Origin of the sequence: Ochrobactrum sp. AN78, assembly GCF_029909885.1 — a bacterium.
Lineage (GTDB): Bacteria > Pseudomonadota > Alphaproteobacteria > Rhizobiales > Rhizobiaceae > Brucella > Brucella quorumnocens.
On the sequence record NZ_JASAMU010000004.1, the window covers coordinates 215,750 to 242,132 of the forward strand.

The window sequence follows — 26,383 nt, forward strand, 5'->3', positions numbered from 1 at the left end:
ACGCTATTTGCCGATGCCTTCCGCCAGCCCGCGAATGAAAAAACGCTGTGCGGCGAAGAAGACGATCAGGATCGGAAGTGCCGAAAGTGTCATTGCAGCAAAGACAACGGCATAATTGGTTCCGTGTTTTGCCATGATCGATGTAAGGCCGACGGGCAGGGTCTGCACATCCGCACCGCTGGTGAAGATCATGGCGAAGAGGTATTCATTCCAGGCGAACAGGACGTGCAAGATTACGCACGAGACGAGTATCGGCTTGCAAAGAGGTAAGGTCACACGCCAGAAAATCTGACCTTCACTTGCTCCGTCCATAACTGCGGCTTCGTCCAGATCGCGCGGAAGACCAAGCATATAGGCGCGAATAAGAAACGTGGTGAACGGGATGCGAAACGCGGTGTAGAGAATGATAAGCGCCCAATAGGTGTTGTAGAGACCAAGCTTTTGCATGATCCGCACCAGCGGAATGACCGCAACCGTTGGGCTCAACATCAATCCGCCAAGCACCAGACCGACAAAGAACGGCTTGCCCGGCAGTTTGGAACGCGTCAGGCCATAAGCAGTCCAGGCGCTTACCAGTACCGTACAGACAGCCGAAACCAGCGTGACGATGATGCTGGTTGCAATATAGTTCCTGATGCCCTGGTTCCAGGCTGAGATATAGTTGTCGAGCGTGAAGCCAGTTGGCAGCGCAAAGGGCTCACCAAATATCTCGGAGTTAGTCTTGAAACCATTCAGGGCCATCCACACCAGCGGATAGATTACAACGATACCAAGACTAATGAGGAAAGTAACCAGACAGACACGTACAAGCGTCTGCACAAAATCCGTGGGTTGCATCTCGCGCGACTGATAGGAGGCGTTGCTCATAGTTCCACCCTCCGCTTTCTGGTATACCAGAGCTGTCCAAAGCCCGTCAGCAGTGTGATGATAAAAATCACCGAAGCGATAGCAGCGCCATACCCGAAGTCATTTTCAATAAAGCCCTGTTGATAGAGCCATGTTCCCAACACCTGACTGCTGTTGTTGGGGCCACCGCCTGTCATAACCATGACTTCGTTGAAGACCTGAAATGCTCCGGTAATCGTAACGATAACCATGAGACCGGTCATTTCGCGTGTCAGTGGAAAGGTTATGTTCCACAGCCGACGCCACATACCGGCACCGTCCATAGTCGCCGCATCGTAAAGTTCGCGCGGAATCTTCTGGATCGCTATGGCAAATAGAAGGGTCGAATAACCAAAGCCTTGCCACTGGCTCATGGCAATGATCGAGTAAACCGCGGTCTGTTCTTCTCCAAGCCATGACCGAGACCACGCGCCAAGTCCGAGATGGTTAAAAGCGGAATCCAGCAGGCCGATATCGGGCTGATAAATAAAGTAGAACAGCAGCCCCGTGACTGTAATCGATATCGCTGATGGTATGAAATAAACGGCGCGCCAGAATCTGCGCCAGGCCTCATGCTGCAGACCTTCAATAATCGCTGCGAGCACGAAAGCACCGAACACCTGGAACACGACCGAGACAACCGCATAAAGCGTGTTGTTCAAGATTGCCGTCCAGATCACCGGATCATCTTGAAGACGCCTATAGTTATCCAATCCGACAAATGCAGTTTCACCAGTAAAAATATCCTGATTTGTCGTGCTAACGATAAAATTGTCGATAATGGGATAGTAGACAAACCATAGGATCAAAACGAACGCGATCAGAACCCAGCGGAACGACAGCAACTTCGCCAGCAAACCGGACTTGTCGAGTTGCGACCCGTCCGGCAGGAGGAAGCCGTTTTTGGCCGCCTCCCCTCTATATTCACGCTTCATGACAGTCATCGGCCAATAACATCCTTATCGGGAAGAGGCGGCAGCCTTTTTAACCTTTTCCATGACTTGCTCCGGTGTCATGGATCCACCAATCAAGGCTTGGAGGCCCGAAAGCCAGACAGATGCAACCCGCGGTGGATTAGCGGTATCAAGCCACGGCATCAGATAAGATGAATCCGCGATAACCTTGAGACCTTCAACAACAGAAGGGTTCATGCTTTCAGCAGAGTAGCCACCAACAGTGGCGCTTGGCTGCCCATAAGGTGGAGCTGACAAAACCTTCCCATTTTCGGGCGAGGTGACAAACTTCATGAAGTCCAAAGCCAGCGGAATATTCTTCGACGCTGAATTGATCATGTAGCCTTCAGGTGCACCTTCGATTGAATTGACATCACCTTTTGCGTCTTCTCCTGCCGGCAGCTTAAAGAAACCAAAGTCTTCCTTCTTCAGTGCGCCATCGGCCGTGCTTTGATCAAATTCGATAATTTCTTGATAGTACATTGCGGATTTGGCGTTGCTGAACTGCTGCAACGCAGAAGCATAGGATGAGCCGTTTGTACCTGCGCCGTCCGAACAATCGTCGATGAGGTTCTTCAACTGTGTCAGGCTTTCAACATAGCCTGCATCCGAATATTCGGCTGTCTTTGGGTTGAAATCTTTTTCCAGCGTTGCTTGCGGCACGTTATAGGCGAGCAACTGTCCGGCAAAATGCACAGCAGGCCAGCCTTCTTTGTTACCGAACGAAATGGGTGTTACACCGGACTTACGCAGGGCAGCACACGCACGGATTAGTTCATCGAAGCTCTTCGGTTCTGCTACACCGGCCTTGTCAAAGAGGGCCTTGTTATAACCCATGAACTTTGCATCCAGATAAAGAGGAATACCGTATAATTTGCCATTATACTGGAAGGCGCTGACGGCAGCATGGGCGAACTGTTTGCCCCATGGCGTGTCAGGACCAATAATCTGGGACAGATCGACAGCTCGATTGCCTCGCACAAAATTCTCACCCCAGCTCCCAGTCCAGGTGAAGTAGATATCTGGCAATGAGTTAGATGCAACGAGAGCCTTGGTTTTGCCCTTCACGCTATCGTCGCTTTCCTGAATAAGCTCGACTTTGACGCCAGGGTGAAGCTTCTCATATTCCTTAGCGGCATTGACGAAATAGGGCGAAAGCTGCTGAAGTCCAAACTTCGTCAAAATGCTCAAAGTGCCAGAATATTCGACGGGAGCATCAAGTTGGGCAACGACGGCATCACCGGCGAGAGCAGCATTTATGTTGACAGCTAACAATCCAAACATCAGGAGTGACGCAAGGCTTGTTGTGCTCAAAAACGTTTTGCATTTCATCTCGAAGTTCCTCTCTTTTAGCTATTGTTTTTTATTTCGTCAGAATGCAGGAAACCGATCCGGTGGAACCAGATCGGGGAAGGCTCTTAGTACTCGACACGTTTGTAATAGCGCCGCGTGGTCAACGGGTGATCGCGCAGCACTTCCAGATGAGCACTCAACCGTTCCAGCATGGTTGCCAGGATGATTGGGGAGATCAGGCTGCGTGTCTTTTGGGAGATGCCTGGAAGACTCGCTGAAGCGGCGTCCAGAATACGAACCTTATCCGTGTAACGCTTTGCGAAATTCTCGACCCGGTCCGTCAACGGACGGCATGCATCCTCGCCCTTGAATATGAATAGGCTGACGCCTGGCTCAACCAGTTCGAGCGTGCCGTGGAAGAAGTCGGAAGCATGAACCGGACGCGTGCGGATCCATTGCATTTCTTCGAGAATGCACATGCCGTAATAGTGAGCCTCTGGCCACGCAGTGCCAGCGCCGGTGAAGATGTGATATTTCTCGTCCTTGATTTCCTGCGCGAGTGCGGCTGCGCTCGTTTCAAAGTCCTCCTTCACCGAAGCCAGTAGTTCTGGAAGGCGCTTCAATTCGGAGACGGTATCATCGAAGTCTTCAAACTCGCCGCGCTCGGCCAGGAGTGCAAGCACGATCAACAGGGTCTGCAGGTAAAACGATTCTGAAGACGTGTCGTCCTCTGCAAAATTGGTAAAGTTGTAATCGGCATCAAGGCCCAGGGGCGTATCCTTGTGACCGGTGAGCGAGAGCGTTTTGACACCCTTCTTTTTCAAGAATGCCAGAAGCTGCACGCTTTCCTTGGTCGTTCCGGACAATGACGGAAGGATGACAAGCGCCTTTTCGTCCAACCCGGCGGGTGCTTCTAAAACAACTTGCGCCGAAAATGCCGATGACACTGGGAAAACGGTTGCGTTGCGGGCAATCTCGATTGCGGGCTGGGTCAGAAACTGCACGCCGCCCGTGCCCATGAAAAAAATGCGTTCCAGGCCATCATCGAGCAGCCCGCGCATCAGAGCGCGTACATCCTCTGCAATTGCGACCGCGCCGCCCTGTATTTTCACAAAGCGATCTTTATCAAAGTTGAGCATTACTACCTTCCCGTTTGCGCAGTTGAAACCTCGGGACAAGCCCGAACCGGTTTTGCGCCTGTAACCCGTTGCGACAATATGAGATCGATCTCATATATATTTAACGCACAAGAATTTTCTCATGACAAGTAGGTTTTTGAATTTTTTTGAAGACCGGTTTTTCGACGTCGTCAGCTCATCGACGGCTAACTGAACCCCTGATTATCAGCTTGGTTTCAAAGCTTATTTTCTGAGAAGGCCTCTTTTTTCCTGCAATTTTTTCCAGCAAAAGCCGCCCTGCTGCCCGGCCAATTTCCGACACCGGTTGAGATATGACAGTGATCTGCGGATCGGTAAAAGTGGCCAGATTAAAATCGTCAAAACCAATCAATGACACATCGTAGGGAATCGTTATTCCCATGGATCTGAACGCCAAAAGCGCACCTTGCGTCATCAAACTGTCGACGGTGAACAACGCCGTCGGAGGATTTCTGCGACTGAATAGACGTATGGTCGCATCAATGGCGTGCTCAACCGTCGACTGCGCGACTGATATCATTTTTTCACCAGGCTCAATGCCATGGGCAAGCAACGCAGTCTTATAGCCGTTGAAACGCTCACGTGATGTGAAGATGCGCGCATCATCCTGCAAAAGAGCAATATCGCGATGTCCCATTTCGATCAGATATTCAATGGCCTTGCGCGCGCCACCTTCATTGTCGACCACAACACTGTCGCACTCGACACCCTGCGCTGCGCGATCGATCAGGACCAAGGGTACGTTTTCGTCGATCAGACGTTGCAGATGCGAACTGTCTTCGGCTGATGTCGGCGCCACAATGAAACCGCGAATGCTCAACGACTGCAGGCTGGCCAGAAGCGACTTTTCCTGATCCAGCTGTTCTTCACTGCTCGCAATGATGAGATTGTGCCCTTCTTCTCGCGCCAGCACTTCGACATCATGGGCAATTTTTGCAAAAAACGGATTTTGTATGTCACCAAGAACGCAGCCAATAATCGGTAACTGCCCGCTGCGCAAAGCCTGGGCCAGTCGATTGCCTCTGTATCCCAGTTTCTCCGCAGCAGCCTGAACCTTCTGTGCCGTTTCATCACCAACATAGCCGTAACTGTTGAGTGCGCGGGCGGCAGTGGCGCGCGATACGTTCGCCAGTGCCGCCACATCTTTAAGGGTCGTCGATTTCTGAGCCATGCCACTTTCACAACTGATAAGCCTTGAAAGTTGTTATCATCCGCAGGGACGTAAGAGTAGTACCGTTTTTCAAATGGTATGCATGATGATCGATCGAGAATTTTTAGGTTTTGATCTAATGCGTCGTATAAAAAATGAGTACATCAATGCTGTCCTCGTCGCACAGAATGGTACCGGCCAACTAGCCATTCAGACACTTTCGCGATGCGTTGATGCCAGTCAAGAAGATGAGGATCGGCAATCATCCCGACGCTCACTGATGACCTTGAACGGCACTGTTACTTTAACGAGAGTGTAGACGTAACTCATACTTTGACGCCTCTTTTATGAGGACTTCAGGCAAGCGATTTCACGCCACATGTTATTGGCGGCTTGTCGTAATTCACGGTGATCAGCGGCATTTGCGCGGGAAGTAATTTAGGTCGTAAATCGGATCATGTATCGACGTAAACCGTTGCACATACCGTGATGATTTAAAGCGCTTCATAATCCGCTCTCGCCGTCGTATCGGCTGATGAGAATTCTAGGCCCGATTGTTCAAGCCTTTGTGCTGACGATGACCGCTACGCACCTTTGCTGGAAATGCTTCACCTCAATCAGGCTACTGTTCTGAGCTTCAGATCGATAGCCCGTCAGGAAGAGTATTTCACAATACAGATCATCCATAGGTTGAAATTCTCCGCCGCGCTCAGTTAGCATGTGACGCGATGCGCCTTATACCATGCTATTGAAATATATTAATTATTATTTCACATGATCGATATTTCAAATTTGGAAATAATTTACAGCGAAATACAATGTAAATAGAAATTATAATGATTTTAAATATACATTATATTTCTGTTTATAGAACTGTAATATAAATTATTCGTAATAATTTGTTACTTACAGCTGCCAAATTTATACCAACTAATAATGTTGCAATTGTAAATGATGCGGCGCAGACTACTACAAGCATAATGGTCGGACCATTTTCCGGCCTTTTTGTAAACCCATACAGGAACACCCCATACAGGAACACAAGGAGAAGCAGATGGCCACTTTAGAAGGCGGCGCCTACGACGACGTGTTGTTCGGTTCCCGCTTTGACGATTTCATCCGCGCCCATGGCGGTGATGATCTCGTTTTCGGAGGTGATGGCAATGACACCATCTTCGGCGATAACGGGAATGACATCCTCTTCGGCGGAAACGGTGATGACCTCCTTTTCGGCGGAAATGGTAATGACGTTCTATTCGGTGATGCAGGAAATGACGTCCTAAGCGGCGGCAATGGGAATGATGTGCTGTTTGGCGGTGCTGGAGACGATGTTCTCCAGGGCGGCAACGGCTCGGACCTCCTCTTTGGCGGCGACGGAAACGATGTCCTGCAAGGTGGAAACGGCGACGACATCCTTGATGGCGGTGCCGGAGATGACATCCTTATCGGCGGCGCCGGTAGTGACGTCTTCTTGTTCAATGGCGGCGGCGGAAACGACGTCATCCTTGATTTCAACCCAGGTGAAGACATCCTCCAGATTCAGCAGGGCATTAACGGCCTTGATGTCAATTCGGCGGATGACCTCGCAGATCGCGTCACGCAGGTTGGTGGAAATGTTGTTGTCGACCTCGGCAACGGCGACACCGTTACCCTCGTGAATACCAGTGCAGACGACGTACAGGCTCATCCCGACCAGTACTTCACTGTTCACTGATTGAACGATTGAGTTCGTGCCCGACATCCTCCCGTCGGGCACGTTCCTTCCTCAACTGCCTTCTGACCTCAATCTTTGGCCTGCCGCATTCTGCCTAGCAATGCGTCCGGGTTTGCATTTCCAACAAGAATGAAAGGGCGCTCGCATTGAACCTCGACCATTCGGCGGACACTGAAAGCAAAACTGAGAACCTCTCCATTTGCCGTCTTTGCGCCGATGTGGCTGTGGTCATCTGGGATATTCCCGGCCCGGCTCGCTCAACGACCAAATGCACGCTGGACATGCCTGTCCAGCCCGTTCCCCTACTCAGCATTGGCATTCCGCTCGAAAGTGGTGGTGTGCGCATGTTCTGGGCCATGCGGACTGGCACCGAACCAATCGAATTATCGCTGTCGGCAGGCTCACTCGGGCCTACGGCGCAAGCGATCCTTTATCCGGCGAATGAACTTGCAGCTTTCGACGTGCATCACGTCGTCAGCGACCTCACTTTGCTCGGCCATATCAAGCTTCTGACCAATGTTCTTACGACATGGCGCAGCACATTCAGGCTCTCGCGTAATCAGACATTTGCATCCCTCGTGCGTGATCTGACCTTCGCGCTAACACCAGAACCGCGTGAAGCGCAATATTGCGGCGAACCTGTTCAAGGGCATCATCTGCTGGAGACCGCTGTTGATCCGATGCTCGGCGAAGTTTCAGCTATTTACGGCGTTACAGCCGGCAGTGTGATGGTGATCCCACCGCGGTTTGTCGCGGGTAAGCAAGCGCGCAACGCGTGGCAACCGTGCCATTTGCTGGTGGAAGCTCCCCAGGATCTGCCGTCTTCACTGTTGCTGATCCTGGCGGGGCAAAAAGGTGTCGCCGTCCGCAAATTGGCGGCACGCTCAGCTGAACAGACAAACTTCGCCAAATGGTGGAGCAAATGGCAGGGAAATGGCGATTTACGCGAGTTCCTTGTTCGCCAATTGGGAAAACTCAGTGCTGCGGGCACTGCCGTGGCGATTGATTTGCAGACACGTTCTCCGCTCCCTGTTCGTCAAATCGCACAATCAGCAACCCATCCGGCAGCCGAAATCGACCTTGCTCTGGCATTGGATGGCGGGCTGATCGTTGGTGGTTGGATGCACGATCCTGCCAATTTGCTTGCTGATATCGAATATCTGCCTGAAAGCGGTAGCGCAGTTTCCTTGAAGCCGCATTTCCATAAATTCGCGGTCAAGATTGCAAAGCGTGAAGATACGCCACAGCAAGATGTAACGGGCTTTGTTGCCTGGTTGCCATCGGCTAAAAATCTCGGGCCGCTTTTACAGCCGCGCTTTCAGATGCGTCTCTCATCCGGCGCAACCGCACCTCTGGTCCCTGCGCCGCAACCCTTCGAAGCTTCAACCCAACGCAACAGAATTTTGCGTTCGGTTCCGCCACAGCACGCGCGGCCCCATGTGTTTGAGCAGATATTGGCTCCTGCCCTGACGGAAATTGAGAAGAAGCTTGGCGCGACAGTAAGAATTGCTGAAATCAAAGAGTTTGGAGAGACGCCCGCTTCTCCGCTCGCTTCCATCGTCATCCCACTTTATCGAAATCTCGATTTTCTGCGGTTTCAGTTCTCGTCGATGGCAACCGATCCCTGGCTGATGGAAAACGCCGAATTCATTTTCGTGCTCGATTCTCCTGAAATTCAGGATGACAGCGAGCACATGCTGGGTGGCCTGCACATCCTTCATGATATGCCCTTCAAGCTTGCAATCATGAACCGCAATAGTGGCTATGCTCGCGCCTGTAATGCGGGCGCAAGCCTTGCAACCGGCGCCACCATCGTCATGTTGAACTCCGATGTGGTGCCGTCCGAACATGGGTGGTTACAGCAGCTGATCCAGCCCTTGTTTGATGAACCCAAGCTCGGCGCAATCGGCCCGCGCTTGCTGTTCGAAGATGGTTCTTTGCAACATGCCGGGCTCTATTTCGCCCGTGATCGTCAGGGCATCTGGCTCAATCATCACTATCACAAGGGTATGCCCGGTAATTATGCACCTGCGCGCCGTGCGCGCTACGTTCCGGGCGTCACCGGTGCATGCCTGATTACCCGCAAGGATATCTTCGATCTCGTGGGCGGCTATAGCGAGGATTATGTCATTGGTGACTACGAAGACAGCGATCTGTGTCTGAAAATCCGCCAGCTTGGCTTCCAGATATTCTACGAACCAGGTGTCGCCCTTTACCATTTCGAGCGCCGCTCCATCCGCCGCAGCGTCGACTACATGCGCGGCCTCGCCAGCCAATATAATTCCTGGCTGCACACGCAGCGCTGGGACCAAGAAATCACAGAATTGATGACGCCACCCCAAGATGAGAACCCAATGGCGGTTCCTTCGAATGTGATCGTGGCCAAATCTGAAAGGAGCGCCGCTTGACCGAAGTGGTAATGCTGAAACAGCCAGAACCTGAAGCCAAACCAGCAATACCCGAAGAACAGATTGACTGGCTGATGCAATCTGTTTTGAAGAACCGCTTTCTGCCTTCACCCGACCCGAGCAGCGTTTTCGTTGGCGATGGAGATTATCGTGCGGTCGGCGCGGAGTTTCTTGGCCATTTCATCCGCAAAGGCGGCCTGAAGCCCGACGCACGCGTGCTTGATATTGGATCGGGCATTGGCCGCATGGCGGTGCCACTGACCCAATATCTCGATATGGCGAAAGCGCGCTATGCCGGTATCGATCCGGTATCTGGCGGCGTCAACTGGTGCCGTCAGAATATCACCGTGCGCTACCCGAATTTCGAGTTCCGTCATATCGATATCGCGCATGACCTCTACAATCCGAAAGGCACTGTGAACGGTCTGAGCCTAACACTTCCGTTTGCGGACAGAAGCTTTGACTTTGTTATCATGACGTCTGTGGTCACGCATCTGCCGTCTGATGAAGTGAAGACTTACCTCGAGCAGGTATCACGCGTACTTGCACCGGGCGGCAAGCTCTTCATGACCGCATTTGTCGTTGATGATATCGCCGCCCGCGACCGTTTCGGTAAGCGTGACAAGCGCCTCGCCTTTGAACGTCATGGAGTCGGGCCATGCTGGTTTGTGCCAGAGCTTCCTCCTCTTGCAGCTGTTGGTTTTGAGAACGGCTTTCTCGACCGCGCTCTTGCAGGTGCCAAGCTGGAACTTGAAACGAAATCCTTCGGGCATTGGCGTGGCATCGATGCCGATCATTATCAGGATATTTTCATCGCTTCGCGCGGAGGTGCCGCCTGATGGCTCCTCGCGTTCTCATCGCAGCTCACAATCATCCATCGCTTCATCCGGGCGGAACGGAAATTTTCGCCCATGACCTGTTCCGCGCTTATCAGCGTGCAGGATGCGAAGCGATGTTTATGGGTGCCACCAACAAGGTGCATCGTGAAGCACGTCCCGGCACAAGCTTTCAGAGCATCGGCAATGGCAGCGATGAAATTCTGCTCTGGTCGGGGCACTTCGATCGCTTCTACATGAGCCAGATCGATCTTTACGGCATTGTGCCGGATATCGTCGAACTGCTGCGCGATTTCACGCCGGACGTAGTGCATCTGCATCATTTGTTGCTGCTGGGTGCAGAGTTCCCACATATCGTGCGCCGCACACTGCCAGATTGCCGCATCGTTCTGACTTTGCATGACTATTATCCCATCTGCCACCATGATGGGTTGATGGTACGCACCACCGGCAAAGAGCTGTGCCATGGTGCAAGCCCCGACCGTTGCCATGCCTGTTTTAAAGACATTGCACTCGATAAGTTCGTATTGCGGGAAAGGCACATCAAATCGCTGCTCAGCGCCGTCGATGCCTTCGTCTCACCAAGTGAATTTCTCAAACAGCGCTATGTCGAATGGGGTCTTGCAGAAGATCGCATTGAGGTCATTCCCAATGGCCAGCCCGAACGGCCAGCAGTCGAATTTCGACAGCAGGAATGGACAAAGCCAACCTTCGGTTATTTCGGCAATCTCAACCCATGGAAGGGCGCAACAGTCTTGCTGGAGGCAGCTCAACAACTGATTTCCGAAGGCTTTGATTTCGAGCTGCGTGTTCACGGAGCAGCACCTTTTCAGAGCGAAAGCTTTGTCAGCGAAATCGACCAGCTTTTTGCGAATACATGGCCGGTCGTGCAGCGTCGCGGCGCTTATCGCCGCGAAGACATCGCTCAACTCATCCAGTCTGTCGATTGCGCAATCATGCCCTCGATCTGGTGGGAGAATGCGCCGCTCGTCATTCAGGAAGCACAGGGACAGAACCGCCCTGTCATTTGCAGCAATATTGGCGGAATGGCCGAGATGATCACTGATGGCATCAATGGCCTCACTGTTCCGCCCAATGATCCGCTGGCGCTTGCCCAAGCAATGCGACGCATGGCGGAAAACCCGGACCTGCGCCAATCGCTTGGCGAAAATGCGCGGCACCCGGACACCATCGACACCACAGCAGTCCGCTATCTCGACATGATCGGGGCATTGCGCGCGGCTCGTGTCGAGGCAGCATGAGAGGTAGATCATGAACATCGCGACCCAAATTCCATCCGAGGGGGCACAAAAGCCGGTTGAAGCACAGAGTGCTTCGCCGACACCTCAAAGGACCGAAGCCATGAAAGGACGCGTTGACGCCATCGAAGAAGGCCGCCTTTACGGCTGGGCGTTCGATCCTTCCTACCCGACCGAGCGGCTCATTATTCGGGTTCTACTTGATGACAAGCCAATTGCCGAAGCGCCTGCGGACAAGGATAGGCCTGATCTGAAGCGCAATGGCATCGGCGACGGAATGCACGCATTTGAGGTGATGTTACCTCAGTTTGCAGCAGCCCGCGCAGGTGAACTGGTCGTGATTGCTGCCAATGCAGCGGGCATAGAACAGAAGCTGCGCGTACCAAAGCCCGATGAGCAGGCGGCAGAAGCGTTGATCGCAGCGCCAATGACACGCATTCTCGATAAGCTCGACATGCTGATGGCAGCCCAGCGCCAGTTGCAAGTGAATCAGCGCTCGCTGCAACGCGCAGCCCCTACCATAGACAGCACCGGCAATACTTCGCCCACTGACCTCCTCGACATTGCTGGTTCAGTCGATACCCTGCGTACCGATCTGCACCAGCGCATGACCGAGCTTGATGTGCATATCATGCGCATGGACGGCGTCGTTGCCGGTCTTGAACAGCGTATGGAAGACGTGCGTAAAAGAAGCAGCGGAGATATCAAAGTCCTTTTCGTGCTCGCCGCCGTCTTGACCGGTTTTGTCGCTGGCGCTCTCCTCACCCTCGCAATCATGCCGTGAGGATTGTTGCATGACACAGGATGAAAGGCCAAACATACAATCCGCTGCCAGAAATGGCCGCACGACCGACCGTCCTCCCATGATTATGGAAGGCGAAATGGTGGTGGGGTGCGTGATTGAGGAGACGCTCGTCCTGGTGCTTGGCATCGGAAGTGCCACCACTGATCAGGTTACAGCGTTTCTCAATGGAGACCCGGCGATGAGCGTGAAAACGAGCCTCATAACCTGGCCGTTGAAAGAGCCATCGCCCGCCGGAACACATGGCTTTGTTGCCATCGTGCCGACGAATGTGTTGCGTCGCGGTATCCTCAAGACCATCATGTTCCAGCATCGGGCAAAGGTTGGGCGCTATAATTTTGCATCGCGCTCGGCATCTGTTCCAGATTTCGTGGCGATGATCGGAGATTTATCCGGGCAGAACCTTTCAGGCGTCATCGATGAACTCGTTGAGGGATTGATTTCCGGCCCTATCAGCCGAAAAAAGCTATCCGCAATCACCGTTCTGCTGCAGGCGGGTGCGCGCTCGGATGGATGCATCGAACTGATCGGCGGAAGCGACGAAGGCGATATTTTCGTTCAGGGCTGGGCGCAGGATTTGACACCTGCGGTAACACGCCTTCTGATCAGCGGTAAAAACTCCTCACTCGCCGAATGCTCGATCAGTGTTTTTGCGCGCCCTGATCTTGAAGAACAAGCCTCTGGCTTTGCCGGGCTTCTTCTCGCCAATGAGCCAGTGGAAGCCAATGATATCGAGCGTATTTTGTTTCGCGGTCGACGCGGCTGGCGCTTTACTGAAGTCTATGATCGCAGACTTCTCTCAGGTTCGCGCGAAACACCGGCCCATATCCGCGCGATCCTGCCGCGCGTACGCAGTTCAACCGATATTCTTTTGCGCCTGCGTTCTGCCGCCAATCGTTTCGATGGTACAGATACCGTCTCCGCCCTGCCGTTTCCCGTTCGCATGGGCATCGACAATGTCTTTCGGGTTGAAGGAAGTGGCATCCTGATTTCCGGCTGGCTGCTTGATCCCGACAGTCACGTTGAAAGCGTGCGGCTTCGACGTCATCGCGGCGACATCCAGATCGACACGACGTGGACGCGCATCGACCGCTCCGATGTGACACGTGAATTTGATAATCATCCTCCCTTTAATGCGGGGCTTGACCCAAACCGCCATGCCCATGGTTTTGTGGCCTTTGCCCCGGAACTTGCAGGTGACAGTACGTCCCCCTTCTATCTGGAGCTCGCAATCAGCGACGGGCGGCGCGCATTCTTTCCGCTCACTCCAACCCGTGTAACGTCGCGCGATGCCATCGTCCGGCAACTGCGTGCCACCGATCCGAATGCATGGGCGTTGCGCCACATCGTCGATCAGCAGCTTGTGCCATTGTTGCGCGGCGTCAACCGTCCTGCCCCGGAAGTCTTTGGCGTGGTCGAGCTTGGTCCCTTTGAGGACGCGATCGGGCCAGCTATCATCATTGGTATTGACGAACGCGTCGAAGAAATCGAACCGCTGCTTGCTCTGCTGGCGCTTGATCCTGAAACACGGATCGCACCGATTGTGATTGCAGCTGCGACCGAAATCATTGACCGTATCGGCGTACAGATCAGACGACTTGCCGATTTTTATCGACTGCGCATCCGATTGGTTTCGGCCAATGGATCAGAAGATCTTTATGATGCGCTTGAAGTCGGGGCGCGAACGGTTTCCACCGATCAGGTAATCTTTCTCGCTGGTTCGCTGTTGCCGCGCCGTTCGGGCTGGCTCAACAAATTGGTCAGTGCCTATGAGACGCATAAGGATTGCGTGCTTTCGCCGACGCTTGCCTATGAGGATGACTCGATCCGCTGGGCGGGAACATGGGTGGCAGGGCCACAGTCAGACCGCGCCCTCATCAGCCGTTATGCCGGCTACCCGATTGACGCCATATCGGGCATGCAGTTGACTGAGGTGGCAACAGCAACCTTCGAATGCTGCATCATGCCCCGCGAAGCTTTATTCACCGCTGGTGGTTTTACCCGCGGCTATCTCGGCACCCATGAAAAGGGTCTCGACCTTGGCTTGAAGCTCAAGCAATCCGGCCTGCGTTCTTATTGGCTGCCTTCCGCACAGATGCTCGGCGCGGATGATGTTTCAGTAACAGATAAAGCATCCACCATCGCGCTTATAGAACGTATCGATCGTCAGGTTTTTGACGCTCGCTGGTCTGCAATTCTCGCAGGCAAGCGCAAGGTCGCGATGGAGGAAACCGCATGAGCGAAAAACTCCGTGTTCTCGTCATTTCCCATGCACATCCGTCAATCTCGCTCGGCGGCGGTGAAATCGCATCCTACAATCTGCACAAGGGATTGAATGCCACACCAGGCGTACAATCGGTTTATCTGGCGCGCGCCAGCCATCCTATCCCCCGCCACGGCACCACGGCGCTGATGAGCATGCGGCGCGCCAGTGACGAGATTCTGTTTCACGCCGACGAGTATGATCACTTTTATCTGTCCAACAAGAATACCGACGAAATCCGCCGCGATCTTTTGCGGTTCGTGCGCGATTTCGATCCGGATATCGTTCACTTTCACCATGTGCTGGGTCTCGGTCTTGAAACGCTTTATGCCATCCGCGAAGCGCTGCCGGATCGCATCATTCTGGTGACGTTCCATGAGTTCCTTTCCATTTGCAACAATGACGGCCAGATGGTGAAGGCGGGCTCGTCAAAGCTCTGCAATGAGGCGTCCCCAATTGATTGCCACGCCTGCTTTCCGCAGATACCCCCTGCCCGTTTTCTCAAACGTGAACGCTTTGTACGCGGCATGCTGGAGTTAGCTGATGCTTTTGTGTCGCCGAGTGAATTTCTGGCAAATCGCTATCGCGAATGGGGGATCAATCCTGACAAGATGGCGGTTATAGAAAATGGCATCGCGATCACACAAACAACACCGCCTCGCGAGCTGACGGGGCCCGATCCACGCCGCAGCCGCTTTGCCTTCTTCGGACAGATCAATCCATTCAAGGGCATCGATGTGCTTATTGATGCGGTGTCGCGCGTCCCCGAACAGGTCTGGGGCGAGGACTCCCGCCTGATGATCTTTGGCGGCAACCTCGAAAAGCAACCGCCAGCCTTTCAGGAACGCATGCAGAAGCTGATTGAGGAGGCAGGTCCGCGCGTTCGCTTTTATGGCGCTTATCAGAATGCGGAAATGCCGCGCCTCATGCAGTCGGTAGATTGGGTAGTCATGCCCTCGATCTGGTGGGAAAACTCGCCGATCGTCATTCAGGAAGCCCTGCACCATCGCCGCCCGGTCATCTGCTCCAACATTGGCGGCATGGCTGAAAAAATCCGTGACGGTGAAGATGGTCTTCATTTTCGTGTTCGAAGCGCAGAAGATCTGGCCGACCGCTTTACAGAAGTGCTGAGCGATCAGAACATCTGGAACCGCTTGCATCAATCCATCCGAAAGCCAGTTCACTACATCGACTGTGCCAGCGCACATCTTGATCTTTACAACCGGCTTCGCGAGGCCAAGCCTCGCAGACTGAAACCTGCGGTCACAGAAACCGCACTTTCTCAGGCAAGCTGAGCCTGGCTCGCCTGCATCTGTTTATAAAAGAAGGAATAGCCTATGGCACGCGCCCTCGTCATGATCCCGGCAGGAGAAGTGTACGATCACGACAATGTCCGCTGGTATCGTCATACTGACGTGCAGGGCAGCATCAATCACTATCACAATATCGGCGACGCTTTCGTTTTCGAGTCGTCGCTGAAGCTGATGAATTACGAGAAGGCGTCCGAGCTGCCGATTACCAATTTTTCACCCGAAAAGATTGATCAGCTGCGGGAAGAATATGATTATGTGATCCTGCGCGGCTCTAATTACATCAATAAAGATATGAACTGGCGCGACACGATCCCAGTGCTCCAGCGGTTGAAACTCCCGGTTATTGCATTTGGCGTTGGCGCGCAGGCTCCGGTGCGGGGTGAAATCCAGCTATCAGAGGAAACGAAGGCAGTTCTGCGCATGATCGCCGATTCAACCGTCTCTGTTGGCGTGCGTGGGGCCTATACGGCTCAGGTACTCAACGATATCGGCATTCAGAATGTGCGTATCATCGGTTGTCCGACGGCGTTTCGCCGCAACAATCAGCATCTGCGCATCAAACTGCCCCCGCTCGAAGCGGTCAAACAGGTGGGTGTTACGGTCCGCCGCGAAGTTTCGCCAGCTTATGCGCAGGATATTGAGCAATATCTGACCCGCCATCGCGATCTTATCCGCACAATGGCTGGACGGTTCGATGTGACATTGATGGCGCAGGGCGAAATAGAAGAAAAGAAGATGGTGTTCGGCACGCCCGAACAAAAAGAAGAAGCGATAGAAGCTCTCAAAGCACATCGCTGGACGGCTGACTGGTATTTCGATGACGATATCGAGAACCTCTATCGCCATCGAATGTTCTATTCAGATGTCGTGGCGGATTACGAAAATCTCGTGCGTGAGCAGCAACTAGTCCTTGGCTACCGCCTGCACGGCAACCTGATGGCGCTCGCCAATGGCATTCCGTCTATCTATTTCACCTATGACAGCCGCACGGCTGAGTTTGCCGAAACCTATAAAATCCCAAGCTATGATGTCTTCAGCGAAAAGCCATTTCGTCTGGAAGACTATTGGGATCAATCGCTGTTCGACAAATATAACCGCGCCTGGTTTGAGACCTATGCCGAAATGAAGCAGTTTCTCGATGAAAACGGTGTGGATAACAAAATGACCGACACCGGCTTGCCGATCGGAGAGCTGAAAGTCGCTTAGTCCTATTCCGCCTTCGCGGGATTGCTTGTTGTTTCTGACTCGGGCTTGTGGAGACGAACCTCGAACGGGGCAATAAGCTTTTTAGGTTTGTCACCCGCCATGTCTGGAGTGAAGGGTGGGAAGGCCGCACCAGCAGTCGGAACTTTCAAAGCCGCCGCGTCAACCAGATCGTCGCCCGAACTTTCGACAAGTTTGACATCCGACACAGTACCGTCTGGAGAAAGATAGAAGCTGATTTTCGGCTTGAAAACACCGTCCAGCTTCAGAGGAGCAAGCTCGCGCGCCAAAAGCTGACCATAGCGTTGAAGAATAATCACGACAGCATTCTGCCATCCTGCCTGATTGGTAATGGACGGCACGTCTGCGGTTTCAGATGCGGCGGGCGTCGTTGTAACACGCGGTCCAGTCTGCGCAACTGACGGCATGGTGTATGCCGTCACCGCCAGTACAGAACCGAGCATCATGATAAGGCGGAAACTGGTACGATCTTGCATTCTCATGATCCTCAAATTCTCAATCATTCGATGTTTTATGGTCAGCGACAACCGTGCTCTCCAGCAATGATGGTCGCAATATTCCATCAGGAATCGGCCAACCCAAAAACTGCATCAGCGATAGCCGGAAGTTCCGCGACTTTCAGCGTCGATGCCGCATCCCCCACATCTTCTGTCAGGAGAACACCAACCTGATTGATTCCAAGGTCATCAAGTTGATCGGGCGTGCCAAAGCCATATTCCATATGCCCGCGTCCGATGATACCGACAACCAGTGCTTCCGGCTTTTCATTGAGATAAGCCGCAATATTACAGGCGAAGGCACGATCCCATGTCTGCTGGGCGCGGACAAAGCGGTCAAACTCAGGTGCGTCAGCAGATTTTCCCTGCATGACCGGCGGCCCGCCATTGGTCAGACGCAGAAGATGTTCGCGATGCGCAAGGCTCGCAGGACGTGCCGGGGTCAAACCGTCGCGATCTTCTTCCACAATCGCTTCCCAGCCTTCTTTGCCTACACGAGTTACGAGGTCGCGACGACAATTGAGCGCCAACATTTTAACGCGAAACTCGCGGCAGAAGTGGAAAAGCGGCCAGTAAAGATCTGCATCAAAGCCCCAAACTTTGCCCCACTCTGCGCGTTCCAGAAACGTCTCAGCATCGAGCTTGCCAGCGACCCATTCGTCAAGCACAGGCTGGAGCCGTCGTGGAAACATTTCAAAGCCGACAGCCAGATCATCACGAAGTGCGAGGAGAGAGGCCGAGATGTGCATCTGCCAACGGTGAATATCATACCGGTCATGCCGTTCGCCGAGAAGCACAACGCGCTTCTGGGCCATTTCACGCATGATCGATTGATGCGTGCGAACTTCTGGCGACTTTGAATCAATCCATTGCCCGGCTTGTACCGATAAAGGCTCTAAGCTCATCGAAACGCATCCTTTTTCCCCGACACGACGAGACCCGTTTGCTGACCTGTCTCATTGAGAGCGTAGAAGCGATACTCATCCCCTTCTTCTACCTCATGCCACGAAGCAACGTGGCCCGCTTTGAGATGCAGATGGAAATCAGGCTTCATCACATTGATAAAACCGCGGGATGGCCGTACCTCTGGCATCTCACCGCTCCACTCCTGTTTGAAAGCAGGCAATTCGAGCGCGACGCGTATCTCGGCCTTATTGCGCTGAGCTGCCGCAAAAGGCTTCAAACCGGGTTCATCATCACCGACTTCCAGCGCTTCGCCAGTACTGCGATCTTTGTCTTTGGGTGGAAGAGCCAAGAACGCAAAGCCATTCAGAGCCTTATCGAATGGCTCCGCGCCATCAAAGCCGATCACGCTGCCAATCACACTCTCATCTTCAGCAAGCAGGTCGATACGCGGATAGACTTTTTCCTGCATCACACTGCTGCGATCCGCGATAAGCGACGCAATTGCTGAAAGATCGATGCGCGAATGGTGCTCGCTACCGGAGAAGTAAATCCAGCCGTCACGAACTTCGACCTGTTCTACGACGCCGATACGCTCATGCGTCGCGCCACCACTTTTGGAATTGATCATAAGCTTGCCCATGGCTGGCAACGTTTTGAGAACATCAGCGGCATCGGCCAGAACTTTTACGCGGATTGGTTGTTCGCTCATAATTTCCTCATGCTGTTTAGAGATCAGACAGCTCGGACCGCTTTTGCGTAGTGCTAAAAGTTTCAAGGTCGATGACGCTGTCTATGACAAGATTTGCAGGCTCGCGATGAGCCAGAATGACGATGGTTGAAGTGGGCAGTTCTTTCCGCAAGAGCTCCAGCAGCTCGGCCTCAGCAATCTTGTCCAGTGCACTGGTGGCTTCATCGAGAAACAGCCAGTCAGGCTTAATCAGGATTGCACGCGCAAGAGACAGCCTTTGCATCTCACCGCCAGAGAGTGCTCCCGGCGCGATATGTTCGTGTGAACGTGCAGGCGGCGACAGTTTTGAAAGTCCGACCTTTGCAAGTGCTTCAGCGATTTGAATCTGATCAAAGTTCTCTGCTGGAAGCGGATAGGAAACCGCATCATATAACCCCGAGTTTGGCATGTAAGGCTTTTGCGAAAGCACCAGCATTGAGGAATCAGGTCGGTGAATTGTTCCACCTGCAAAATGCCAGGCACCCGCAATCAAACGGAGCAATGTCGTCTTTCCAAGGCCTGAGCGGCCACGCAGCCACACAGTTTTGCCGCGTTCGATTTCAAGCTCGGATATGTTCAGGAGGTTCTGCCCATCAGGCGTTTTCAATGAAACATCGCGCAATTGCAGCGATGGTTGTGTCGCGTCAACAACAGTGTGTTTGTGCGTTGCCCCAACCGAATTGGCTGCGTTCAAGAAATTGGACAAACGCGATATCGCCGATACCAGTTCAGCAAGAACGTGATAGCGGAAAATAAACCATGACAATGTGGTTGCAACCTGCTGTGAAGCTGTACCCAATTGCATCAAGCCGCCAAAGTTTACCGCTCCGGCAAAATAACCCGGCAGTGCTAGAAACATCGGAATTCGTAAAATTGTTGATCGATAAGGGTAAGTGAAAACACTCAGAAGTGTCTGTCTGCCAATAAGACGAAACCAGTTGGAACGAACACCGACAAATCGCCTGTCCAACAATTTTCGCTCTGCTTCTTCACCATTCAAAACAGCAATTTCACTAGCGTTCTGGCGTATATTCGCCATTCCGAAACGAAAATCTGCTTCCTTTTTCTGTTGCTCGACAAAAGTTGCCTTGAGGCGGTGGCCAAACATATGGGTCAAGATCGATGAAAGACCAACATAGGCGAATGGCGCCCAAAGCATGTATCGTGGCACTTCCACATGAAAGCCCGCGATTGAAAAACTAAGGGAAAAAGTTGCCAATCCCGCGAGAACTGCAACGTAAGAGAACAAGCCTACCGACCGTGTTATCAGACCCACACCTTCCGCAAGCGTGTATTTCACAAACAAGGCGCAATCTTCGGAGATGCGCTGATCTGGATTGTCGGGTGTTTTACTGTCTTGCCCGCCTTTCAAACCCAAGTGCCAGTAAGCCTTATTACTGAACCAAGTTGATAGCGCGACATTGGTCAGGCGCTCGCGCCATCGTATTTCTAACCACCCGTTCGCATAATAGCCAAACAGATAAATCAGGGTGTTTCCGGTTACGATCAGTCCAAAAACGCCAAGTTGCGCCAGTGTTTCAGCCGCATTTTTTTGTTCAACCGCGTTGTAGAACGCGGCAGTCCAACCGATTAACTTGACGCCAAGATAAATGCCTATGAAATCAAGTGCGAATATCAAAGCCAGAAGCAGCCAGCCGAGGACTTTCCCCTCGCCGGAATTGCAATATTTGAGCAGCTGCCAAAATTGTTTAAGCACAATAAGCATAATCAACCGATACTGACATGAGAAAGCCGGAGCAGCTGTAAACCTGCTCCGGCATGTTGATCATCAATGGCGATCAGAAACGCATCGTCGCGCCAACCTTGAAGGTGCGGCCTGGCGCAACCTGCATCTCAAGCGGATTGACATTGGCGACCGAGGACGTCTCCGGCGAATTGGCATAACCTGTCAGCGTATTTGGGAAATAGCGCTTGTCGAAGATGTTCTCGACACCGAAATTCACATCAATATGTTTGGTTGGAGACCATTTCGCATAGGCATCAAACACCGTGTAGCTTGAGGGTTTGAAAGCATTCTCGTCAGCGCGACGTTTCACGCCCGATGCAAAAGTGCCGACAAACTCTGTTTCCAGATTCCAATCGGGGATGATGTAACGCAGGCCAAGAACGGTGGTTAGTGGCGACGCACCATCAAACGGCGTCTTCTCGGAACCGGCATCAACACGCTGATCGCCACGCATATAAGAAAGCGCCGCATTGGCGAAAACGTTGTTGTAAACCTCGTATTCACCGCCGAACTCAATACCCCAGACCTTTACGCTTTCCACATTGTCGGAGGTGTATTTGTCGGCTTCGCCCGGAACGGGCTGCAGGCCACGGATAAAGTCCTTGTAATCCGAATAGAATGTGGACGCGCTGAAATAGCCGCGATTAAATTCGCCACGCAGACCAGCTTCATAACTGCGCACGAATTCCGGTCTCAAGTTTGGATTTGGAATGACTTCGACCATGCTCGTCGCACCGATTGAAGTGGAGGAGACAAAAAGCTGCTGCGCCGTCGGCATCTTGAAACCTTCGCCATAGGAGGCGAACACCGAATAGGTATCGTCTAGCTTATAGATTGCACCGAGACGCTTGATCAGACGGGTCTTGTCCGTCTTCTCAGGATCAAAACCTTCGAGCGGGACATAGTCACCATCCTGGGTCGGATCGATTGAGTAAGTTGCAAGACGCAGGCCCGGCGTAAGCGTCAGACGCTCATCCAACAGCTTGATTTCATCCTGAACATAGAAATCGGCGCGTATGGTCTCAACTTTGGGGAAATTGAACCCTTGTCGCAGCGCAACAGTCGTAACGCCCGTATTCAGATTGGTGGTGATATTCTCACCGTCATAATTGCTCTTGGTGATGTCACCCGCAAAACCATAGATGAATTTATGGCTTGTCTGACCAAGATCAAATGACGATGTCAGCTGAACGTCGGCCTGTAGAAAGTCTTCGCTATAATTGCGGATCTGGATGCGCTTTTCGCGACGCGGTGTGGCAAGAAGCGGATAATTGCGGATCTGATTGCTCGTCGTATCGCGCTTCTGCGGCGAATAGGAAATGTTCCATTTCACCTCATCCAGCCACGATGCACCCACCGTCCAGCGATGATCAAGGGCAAACCTTGCCCGCTGCATTTTCAGCGAACGGTCCCAGCTCTCGTTCTCATAATAAAAGCTATAATAGGCTGGCATGCTTGCATAAAGCGGATTGGCAGCACCGGAATCGTATTTCTGATCGACATCGGTATTCCGCTCAAACCACTCGCCAGTCAGCTTGAATTCATGATCGGCAGACGGATTCCACTGCAGTTTCATAAGGCTGTTATAGGAATCCGTATCCATGGGAGAGGCTTTATTGCACGGCCAGATGGATTCACGCGGACAACCCCAGATGCCGCCGTCGGCACGCGCCTTACGCATGTCCGGTTCTGACGCACTCATATGTCCGAAACTACCCAGGACCTTGAAATCGCCAGCCTCAGCCGCGCCGGTAATCTGCTTACGGAACGACTTGTCGAAACTGTCATAGCTGAACTTGGTTTCGACGGCCCAAGGCTTGGTACCATCAAGCAAATCTTCAGGGTCCAGTGTCCGGAAGAACACAACGCCACCCAGAGCATCAGCTCCCCACAGAACTGAATTCGGGCCACGTGTGATTTCTACAGACTTCATATTGAAGGGATCAACGAAATCTCGGCTACCATCGGTAATGCGCTCTTGAACGCGTGCGCCGTCGACCAGAATTTGCACACGGTTGCCACCAACACCACGAATATTGAAGCCGTTGAGCTGTCCAAAAGGATTGGTGAGCGATGTCTGACGATCAACGCTCACGCCCGGCTCATACCGCACCATATCCTGAATATCGCGCACTTGATGCCGGTCGAGCGTATCACGATCAATCACACTGATGGACATTGGAACATCAAGCAGGTTTTTGGCAGCGCGTTCCGCTGAAAGTGTAATTGTCTTGAGCTTGATAGGCTCAGAACTTTCGCCATCGTCGTGCCGGTTCTGCTGAACAGCTTCGACTTTTTGGGCTGTTTGAGCATGTGCCTGCGAGGCCACGCAGAGCGCGACAGAGGCAGAAAGCATCTTCAACCAACGACGGTTGGCGGTTTTTTGGAAAGACGAAGTCCCCAGCATGATGTCCCCGAGATAAGCATTGCATGATCGCTGGCTTGCCTATCGGGACTTGCTGGCTAAAAGTTGAGTGAATCGCTCAATATATCATTTTCAGATTGTTGCAACGATTTCGGGCCGTTGCTAACAAGAGTTGAAATTTTGAAGATGACGGAGAAGCAATTTTGCAACACTTAAAGTAGGTAAACGCCGTGCCGTAAAGGCGAAGTACAAGGGTATTTCTTTCTTTAAAAACGAAAAACACGACCACGCCTTGTGAGCGCTGTCGTGTTTGAGGCCATGCAATAAAGGGCTAAACTAACCTAGCTACGAAGCTTAAGTGTACCCGTTTTCACCGGAGAAGTCGGCTAGTTTGATTTAGCCCTTAAGAACTGCCGAGGGTAAGTCATGTTGAGTGCGGAACGGAGCTGGCCTCTCACAGAAGAGCGAAGAATGCCGCCTTCAGTGCTTGTAAAAGCCAACATTGTTACGGGCAATCGCCATCTCTTCCGCACGACCTGTCTGGGTTAACGTTCTTCAAATCTCTGGCATCAATGTCGGGAGAAAGGTCTACACCATGGCCTTTTCACAGCAATTTCCCTTCCAGACATTGAATTTATGATGCCATTTTCTCCAAATGCTGAGAACATATTTCTTCGATTTCGGCGATGAGCAGGTTTGTTTGCTGGAGGAGCCAGCGCAAGGCTTCTTCGGTTATATTGAAATGTGGCGAATAGCGGGCCTTCACATAGGCCTCGTTGACGATGTTGAACCAAGCCTTGTAGCGCTGCTGATCCTGCGGCCAGGCCCTGGCGAGCTCATTCCTTTGCCCTTCTGACAATCGCCGCAAGAATTTAAGATTATGCGAGGCTGGTGAGTAATTTGTGGTTACCAGCAGAAAGCTTGAATAAGCCTGCTCGATTGCCTGATGGAGTAAAAAGGCTCCTTCTTTGAACTTTCCTTTGCCAAGATAGAAGTTTGCTCCATCCGCAAAACTCTCCGCATGCGGCAACCTATCATTGAAATACTCTTTCGCAACGCGATAGGCGTCTTCCCGATTGAGAACCCCAGACTGGGCGAGAGGTTCGGCGTCGAGTTCATAAAGCACAATACCCTCACGACGAATATCGGTGAAGAAGTACCGTCCTTCCTTAATGCGTGAATTTACCTCCCGCAGTGAATGCACAATGAAGTTCACCGGCGTTTGCACATCGCGCATGCGCATCAGACGATCTTCTGCTTTGTGCCAGTAGGTTTCGAAATCCGCGAGTTTACGATTATTGACAATGATCAGCAGATCGAAATCGGAGCGATAACCTTTACCGGTATGCGGCTCATCAACCTGTGTACCGCGAGCGTATGATCCGAACAAAACAATCTTCAGGATACGACCGCGCTTCTTGAAATCAGCAGAACCTTCCTTGAGCGCATCCTCAAACTCTTCCAGAAGCACCTCTACCACGCGCCGCAGCTCGTGCTGCTTTACATGGGGAAGGTGATCTATACGGTCTTTCATCAGCACTGGCGCACCTGTCAATTTAAAGGAAGGCCGAACAACAGTTTTGTGTTTCGGTCAAGGATGCAAAATTCGAAGCCGGGGATCAACAAAGGCTTTGCAAAGGTTCGGCTAAATTTGCTCCCAAATGATACCTTCGAAGAAGCCACGTGATGAAAGACACCCCCCGGACATCTTTCAGTGCATTTCTAGAGCAAACGGCAGAACTTCAAACCTCTCTGAGCTGGTCAAGATAGTATAACGGGAGGTTTCATTTCTTGCCACAATTAATTGATTCTGTTAGGATAGGAGGATCGAATTCATGACACATGCCAGGGACGATTTCACAGCCTATGCTGTTTCAAAAGCCACTTGCGGCTTCTCCTAACGTCCGGCTCAAAACAGTTCATCCCCTGCGCCGGACGCAGGAGGAAATGATCGTGTTGCAAATATCGAACGTCAAAGCCGCGCGGGAACTTTTACAAGAAGATGTCATCCTAAAGGGAGCAGATGAAAGTCTGATCGCCGATTCAACGAGACGAATTTATGCCGACACAGCACCAACCGCTGCGGCACTTTTTGCACTCGACGCGTGGTTTGAGGACGACCAATGGAATTTTCAGTTCTGGACGCGGATTTTTCAACGGCTCATGAACTAGCAATCACGGCCACGGCTCGGCTGATTGATCCAGAGCATACCCCCGTGCGTGAACGGTCCTGATTAGGTTAGGGCCATAGTCGGCCAAGGCCCGTCGGAGGTGGCCGATATGAATGTCGACCGTGCGGGGCTCGACGTTGGCCCCGTTCACCCAGACCACATCGATAAGATCTTGCCTGTTCCAGACAACCTCTGGTTTTTCCATGAGCGTTTCAAGCAGTCGAAATTGCAATGGGGTCAGATCTATATTGTGTCCATCGCGAAAAACCCTGAACTGTGGGCGGTGCAGCAAAAGGTCATAATAAGTCAGGACGGTTTGGGTTGATCCAGGTTCATTTTGGGGATTCAAACCCGTGCGCTGCTGCTGGAGAAATCGCAACAAAACGAGCGGCTCGAATGGCCATTTCAGTATCAGATCAAATCGATCATATATTTCAGTCTCGTCCCTCATGTCTGCTCTCGTCAGAAGGACGCTCGGAATGCCGGAAACGAATTCCTTGAAACGTAGAAATTCGGAAAACCGATCGCCGGTTTTGTCTAACAACAATACGGGCGGAGTTCGCTCACTCTCGGTTTCAGTCGCGATATCCGCATCGATACCTGCCGAAAGCTCTGCTTCAAACCCTTCCACTGCAAGCAAGTGGCGAAGCAGCAGAAACAATTGCGGATCTTCGGTGAATATAAGAACCTTGTGCATCACATTGGCCGTCTTT

The 26,383-nt window shown here is 52.3% G+C and carries 21 protein-coding genes and 1 pseudogene; 9 read left to right on the plus strand and 13 right to left on the minus strand.

Annotated elements, in window-relative coordinates; all coding sequences use genetic code 11:
* Nucleotides 1-3: 3 nt before the first annotated feature.
* The 6 genes and pseudogenes from QBD00_RS10325 to QBD00_RS10350 form a co-directional block, all read right to left on the minus strand.
* Nucleotides 4-867 carry a carbohydrate ABC transporter permease gene (locus QBD00_RS10325; protein ID WP_151091289.1) on the minus strand — a complete coding sequence of 288 codons (864 nt, stop codon included), beginning with the start codon at nt 865-867 and terminating at the stop codon, nt 4-6.
* Complete coding sequence (locus QBD00_RS10330; RefSeq protein WP_318579378.1) at nt 864-1,829, minus strand: sugar ABC transporter permease; 966 nt, start codon at nt 1,827-1,829, stop codon at nt 864-866. Before QBD00_RS10330 ends, QBD00_RS10325 begins: the two co-directional genes overlap by 4 nt.
* A gap of 15 nt (nt 1,830-1,844) precedes the next feature.
* Complete coding sequence (locus tag QBD00_RS10335) at nt 1,845-3,170, minus strand: ABC transporter substrate-binding protein (RefSeq protein WP_318579379.1); 1,326 nt, start codon at nt 3,168-3,170, stop codon at nt 1,845-1,847.
* An 86-nt stretch (nt 3,171-3,256) separates the two neighbouring features.
* Nucleotides 3,257-4,270 (minus strand): SIS domain-containing protein, encoded by a 1,014-nt coding sequence (locus QBD00_RS10340; RefSeq protein WP_318579380.1) that lies wholly within the window; start codon nt 4,268-4,270, stop codon nt 3,257-3,259.
* A gap of 175 nt (nt 4,271-4,445) precedes the next feature.
* Nucleotides 4,446-5,459, minus strand: a complete 1,014-nt coding sequence (locus tag QBD00_RS10345; RefSeq protein ID WP_318579381.1) for a LacI family DNA-binding transcriptional regulator — start codon at nt 5,457-5,459, stop codon at nt 4,446-4,448.
* A gap of 324 nt (nt 5,460-5,783) precedes the next feature.
* Nucleotides 5,784-6,018, minus strand: a pseudogene (locus tag QBD00_RS10350) (IS6 family transposase); the annotation flags it as partial.
* A gap of 474 nt (nt 6,019-6,492) precedes the next feature.
* Here QBD00_RS10350 and QBD00_RS10355 point away from each other — a divergent pair.
* The 8 genes from QBD00_RS10355 to QBD00_RS10390 all read left to right on the plus strand — a co-directional run bounded on the left by QBD00_RS10355 (nt 6,493) and on the right by QBD00_RS10390 (nt 17,239).
* Nucleotides 6,493-7,152 carry a calcium-binding protein gene (locus QBD00_RS10355; RefSeq protein ID WP_095445278.1) on the plus strand — a complete coding sequence of 220 codons (660 nt, stop codon included), beginning with the start codon at nt 6,493-6,495 and terminating at the stop codon, nt 7,150-7,152.
* 146 nt (nt 7,153-7,298) lie between these two features.
* Entirely contained in the window at nt 7,299-9,560 is a 2,262-nt protein-coding gene (locus QBD00_RS10360; RefSeq protein ID WP_318579382.1) for a glycosyltransferase family 2 protein, read from the plus strand.
* The gene (locus tag QBD00_RS10365; RefSeq protein ID WP_318579383.1) at nt 9,557-10,399 is read left to right on the plus strand and encodes a class I SAM-dependent methyltransferase; all 843 of its coding nucleotides are present in this window, start codon (nt 9,557-9,559) and stop codon (nt 10,397-10,399) included. Before QBD00_RS10360 ends, QBD00_RS10365 begins: the two co-directional genes overlap by 4 nt.
* The gene (locus tag QBD00_RS10370; protein ID WP_318579384.1) at nt 10,399-11,658 is read left to right on the plus strand and encodes a glycosyltransferase family 4 protein; all 1,260 of its coding nucleotides are present in this window, start codon (nt 10,399-10,401) and stop codon (nt 11,656-11,658) included. The genes QBD00_RS10365 and QBD00_RS10370 overlap by 1 nt, the downstream gene beginning before the upstream one ends.
* A 10-nt stretch (nt 11,659-11,668) precedes the next feature.
* Nucleotides 11,669-12,439, plus strand: coding sequence for a hypothetical protein (locus tag QBD00_RS10375; protein WP_318579385.1), 771 nt, complete (start codon nt 11,669-11,671; stop codon nt 12,437-12,439).
* Between the two features lie 10 nt (nt 12,440-12,449).
* The gene (locus tag QBD00_RS10380) at nt 12,450-14,696 is read left to right on the plus strand and encodes a hypothetical protein (RefSeq protein WP_318579386.1); all 2,247 of its coding nucleotides are present in this window, start codon (nt 12,450-12,452) and stop codon (nt 14,694-14,696) included.
* Nucleotides 14,693-16,015, plus strand: coding sequence for a glycosyltransferase family 4 protein (locus QBD00_RS10385; protein ID WP_318579387.1), 1,323 nt, complete (start codon nt 14,693-14,695; stop codon nt 16,013-16,015). The genes QBD00_RS10380 and QBD00_RS10385 overlap by 4 nt, the downstream gene beginning before the upstream one ends.
* A 42-nt stretch (nt 16,016-16,057) precedes the next feature.
* Nucleotides 16,058-17,239 (plus strand): polysaccharide pyruvyl transferase family protein, encoded by a 1,182-nt coding sequence (locus QBD00_RS10390; RefSeq protein ID WP_318579388.1) that lies wholly within the window; start codon nt 16,058-16,060, stop codon nt 17,237-17,239.
* Nucleotides 17,240-17,241: 2 nt separating this feature from the next.
* On the opposite strand, the gene QBD00_RS10395 is transcribed toward QBD00_RS10390, so the two are convergent.
* The 6 genes from QBD00_RS10395 to QBD00_RS10420 all read right to left on the minus strand — a co-directional run bounded on the left by QBD00_RS10395 (nt 17,242) and on the right by QBD00_RS10420 (nt 25,033).
* Nucleotides 17,242-17,733 carry a TonB family protein gene (locus QBD00_RS10395; RefSeq protein WP_318579389.1) on the minus strand — a complete coding sequence of 164 codons (492 nt, stop codon included), beginning with the start codon at nt 17,731-17,733 and terminating at the stop codon, nt 17,242-17,244.
* Between the two features lie 86 nt (nt 17,734-17,819).
* The gene (locus QBD00_RS10400) at nt 17,820-18,659 is read right to left on the minus strand and encodes a ChaN family lipoprotein (RefSeq protein ID WP_318579390.1); all 840 of its coding nucleotides are present in this window, start codon (nt 18,657-18,659) and stop codon (nt 17,820-17,822) included.
* Nucleotides 18,656-19,369, minus strand: coding sequence for a hypothetical protein (locus QBD00_RS10405; protein WP_318579391.1), 714 nt, complete (start codon nt 19,367-19,369; stop codon nt 18,656-18,658). Before QBD00_RS10405 ends, QBD00_RS10400 begins: the two co-directional genes overlap by 4 nt.
* Before the next feature lie 16 nt (nt 19,370-19,385).
* Nucleotides 19,386-21,104, minus strand: coding sequence for an ABC transporter ATP-binding protein/permease (locus tag QBD00_RS10410; protein WP_318579392.1), 1,719 nt, complete (start codon nt 21,102-21,104; stop codon nt 19,386-19,388).
* 82 nt (nt 21,105-21,186) lie between these two features.
* Nucleotides 21,187-23,541: a TonB-dependent hemoglobin/transferrin/lactoferrin family receptor gene (locus QBD00_RS10415; RefSeq protein ID WP_318579393.1), complete on the minus strand. Its 2,355-nt coding sequence runs from the start codon at nt 23,539-23,541 to the stop codon at nt 21,187-21,189.
* 592 nt (nt 23,542-24,133) lie between these two features.
* The gene (locus QBD00_RS10420; protein WP_318579500.1) at nt 24,134-25,033 is read right to left on the minus strand and encodes a nucleotidyltransferase and HEPN domain-containing protein; all 900 of its coding nucleotides are present in this window, start codon (nt 25,031-25,033) and stop codon (nt 24,134-24,136) included.
* A 308-nt stretch (nt 25,034-25,341) separates the two neighbouring features.
* Here QBD00_RS10420 and QBD00_RS10425 point away from each other — a divergent pair, with 308 nt between their 5' ends.
* Nucleotides 25,342-25,671, plus strand: coding sequence for a hypothetical protein (locus QBD00_RS10425; RefSeq protein ID WP_318579394.1), 330 nt, complete (start codon nt 25,342-25,344; stop codon nt 25,669-25,671).
* Between the two features lie 3 nt (nt 25,672-25,674).
* On the opposite strand, the gene QBD00_RS10430 is transcribed toward QBD00_RS10425, so the two are convergent.
* A complete protein-coding gene (locus tag QBD00_RS10430) occupies nt 25,675-26,367 on the minus strand; it encodes a response regulator transcription factor (RefSeq protein ID WP_318579395.1) in 693 nt (230 codons plus the stop codon).
* Nucleotides 26,368-26,383 lie beyond the last annotated feature (16 nt).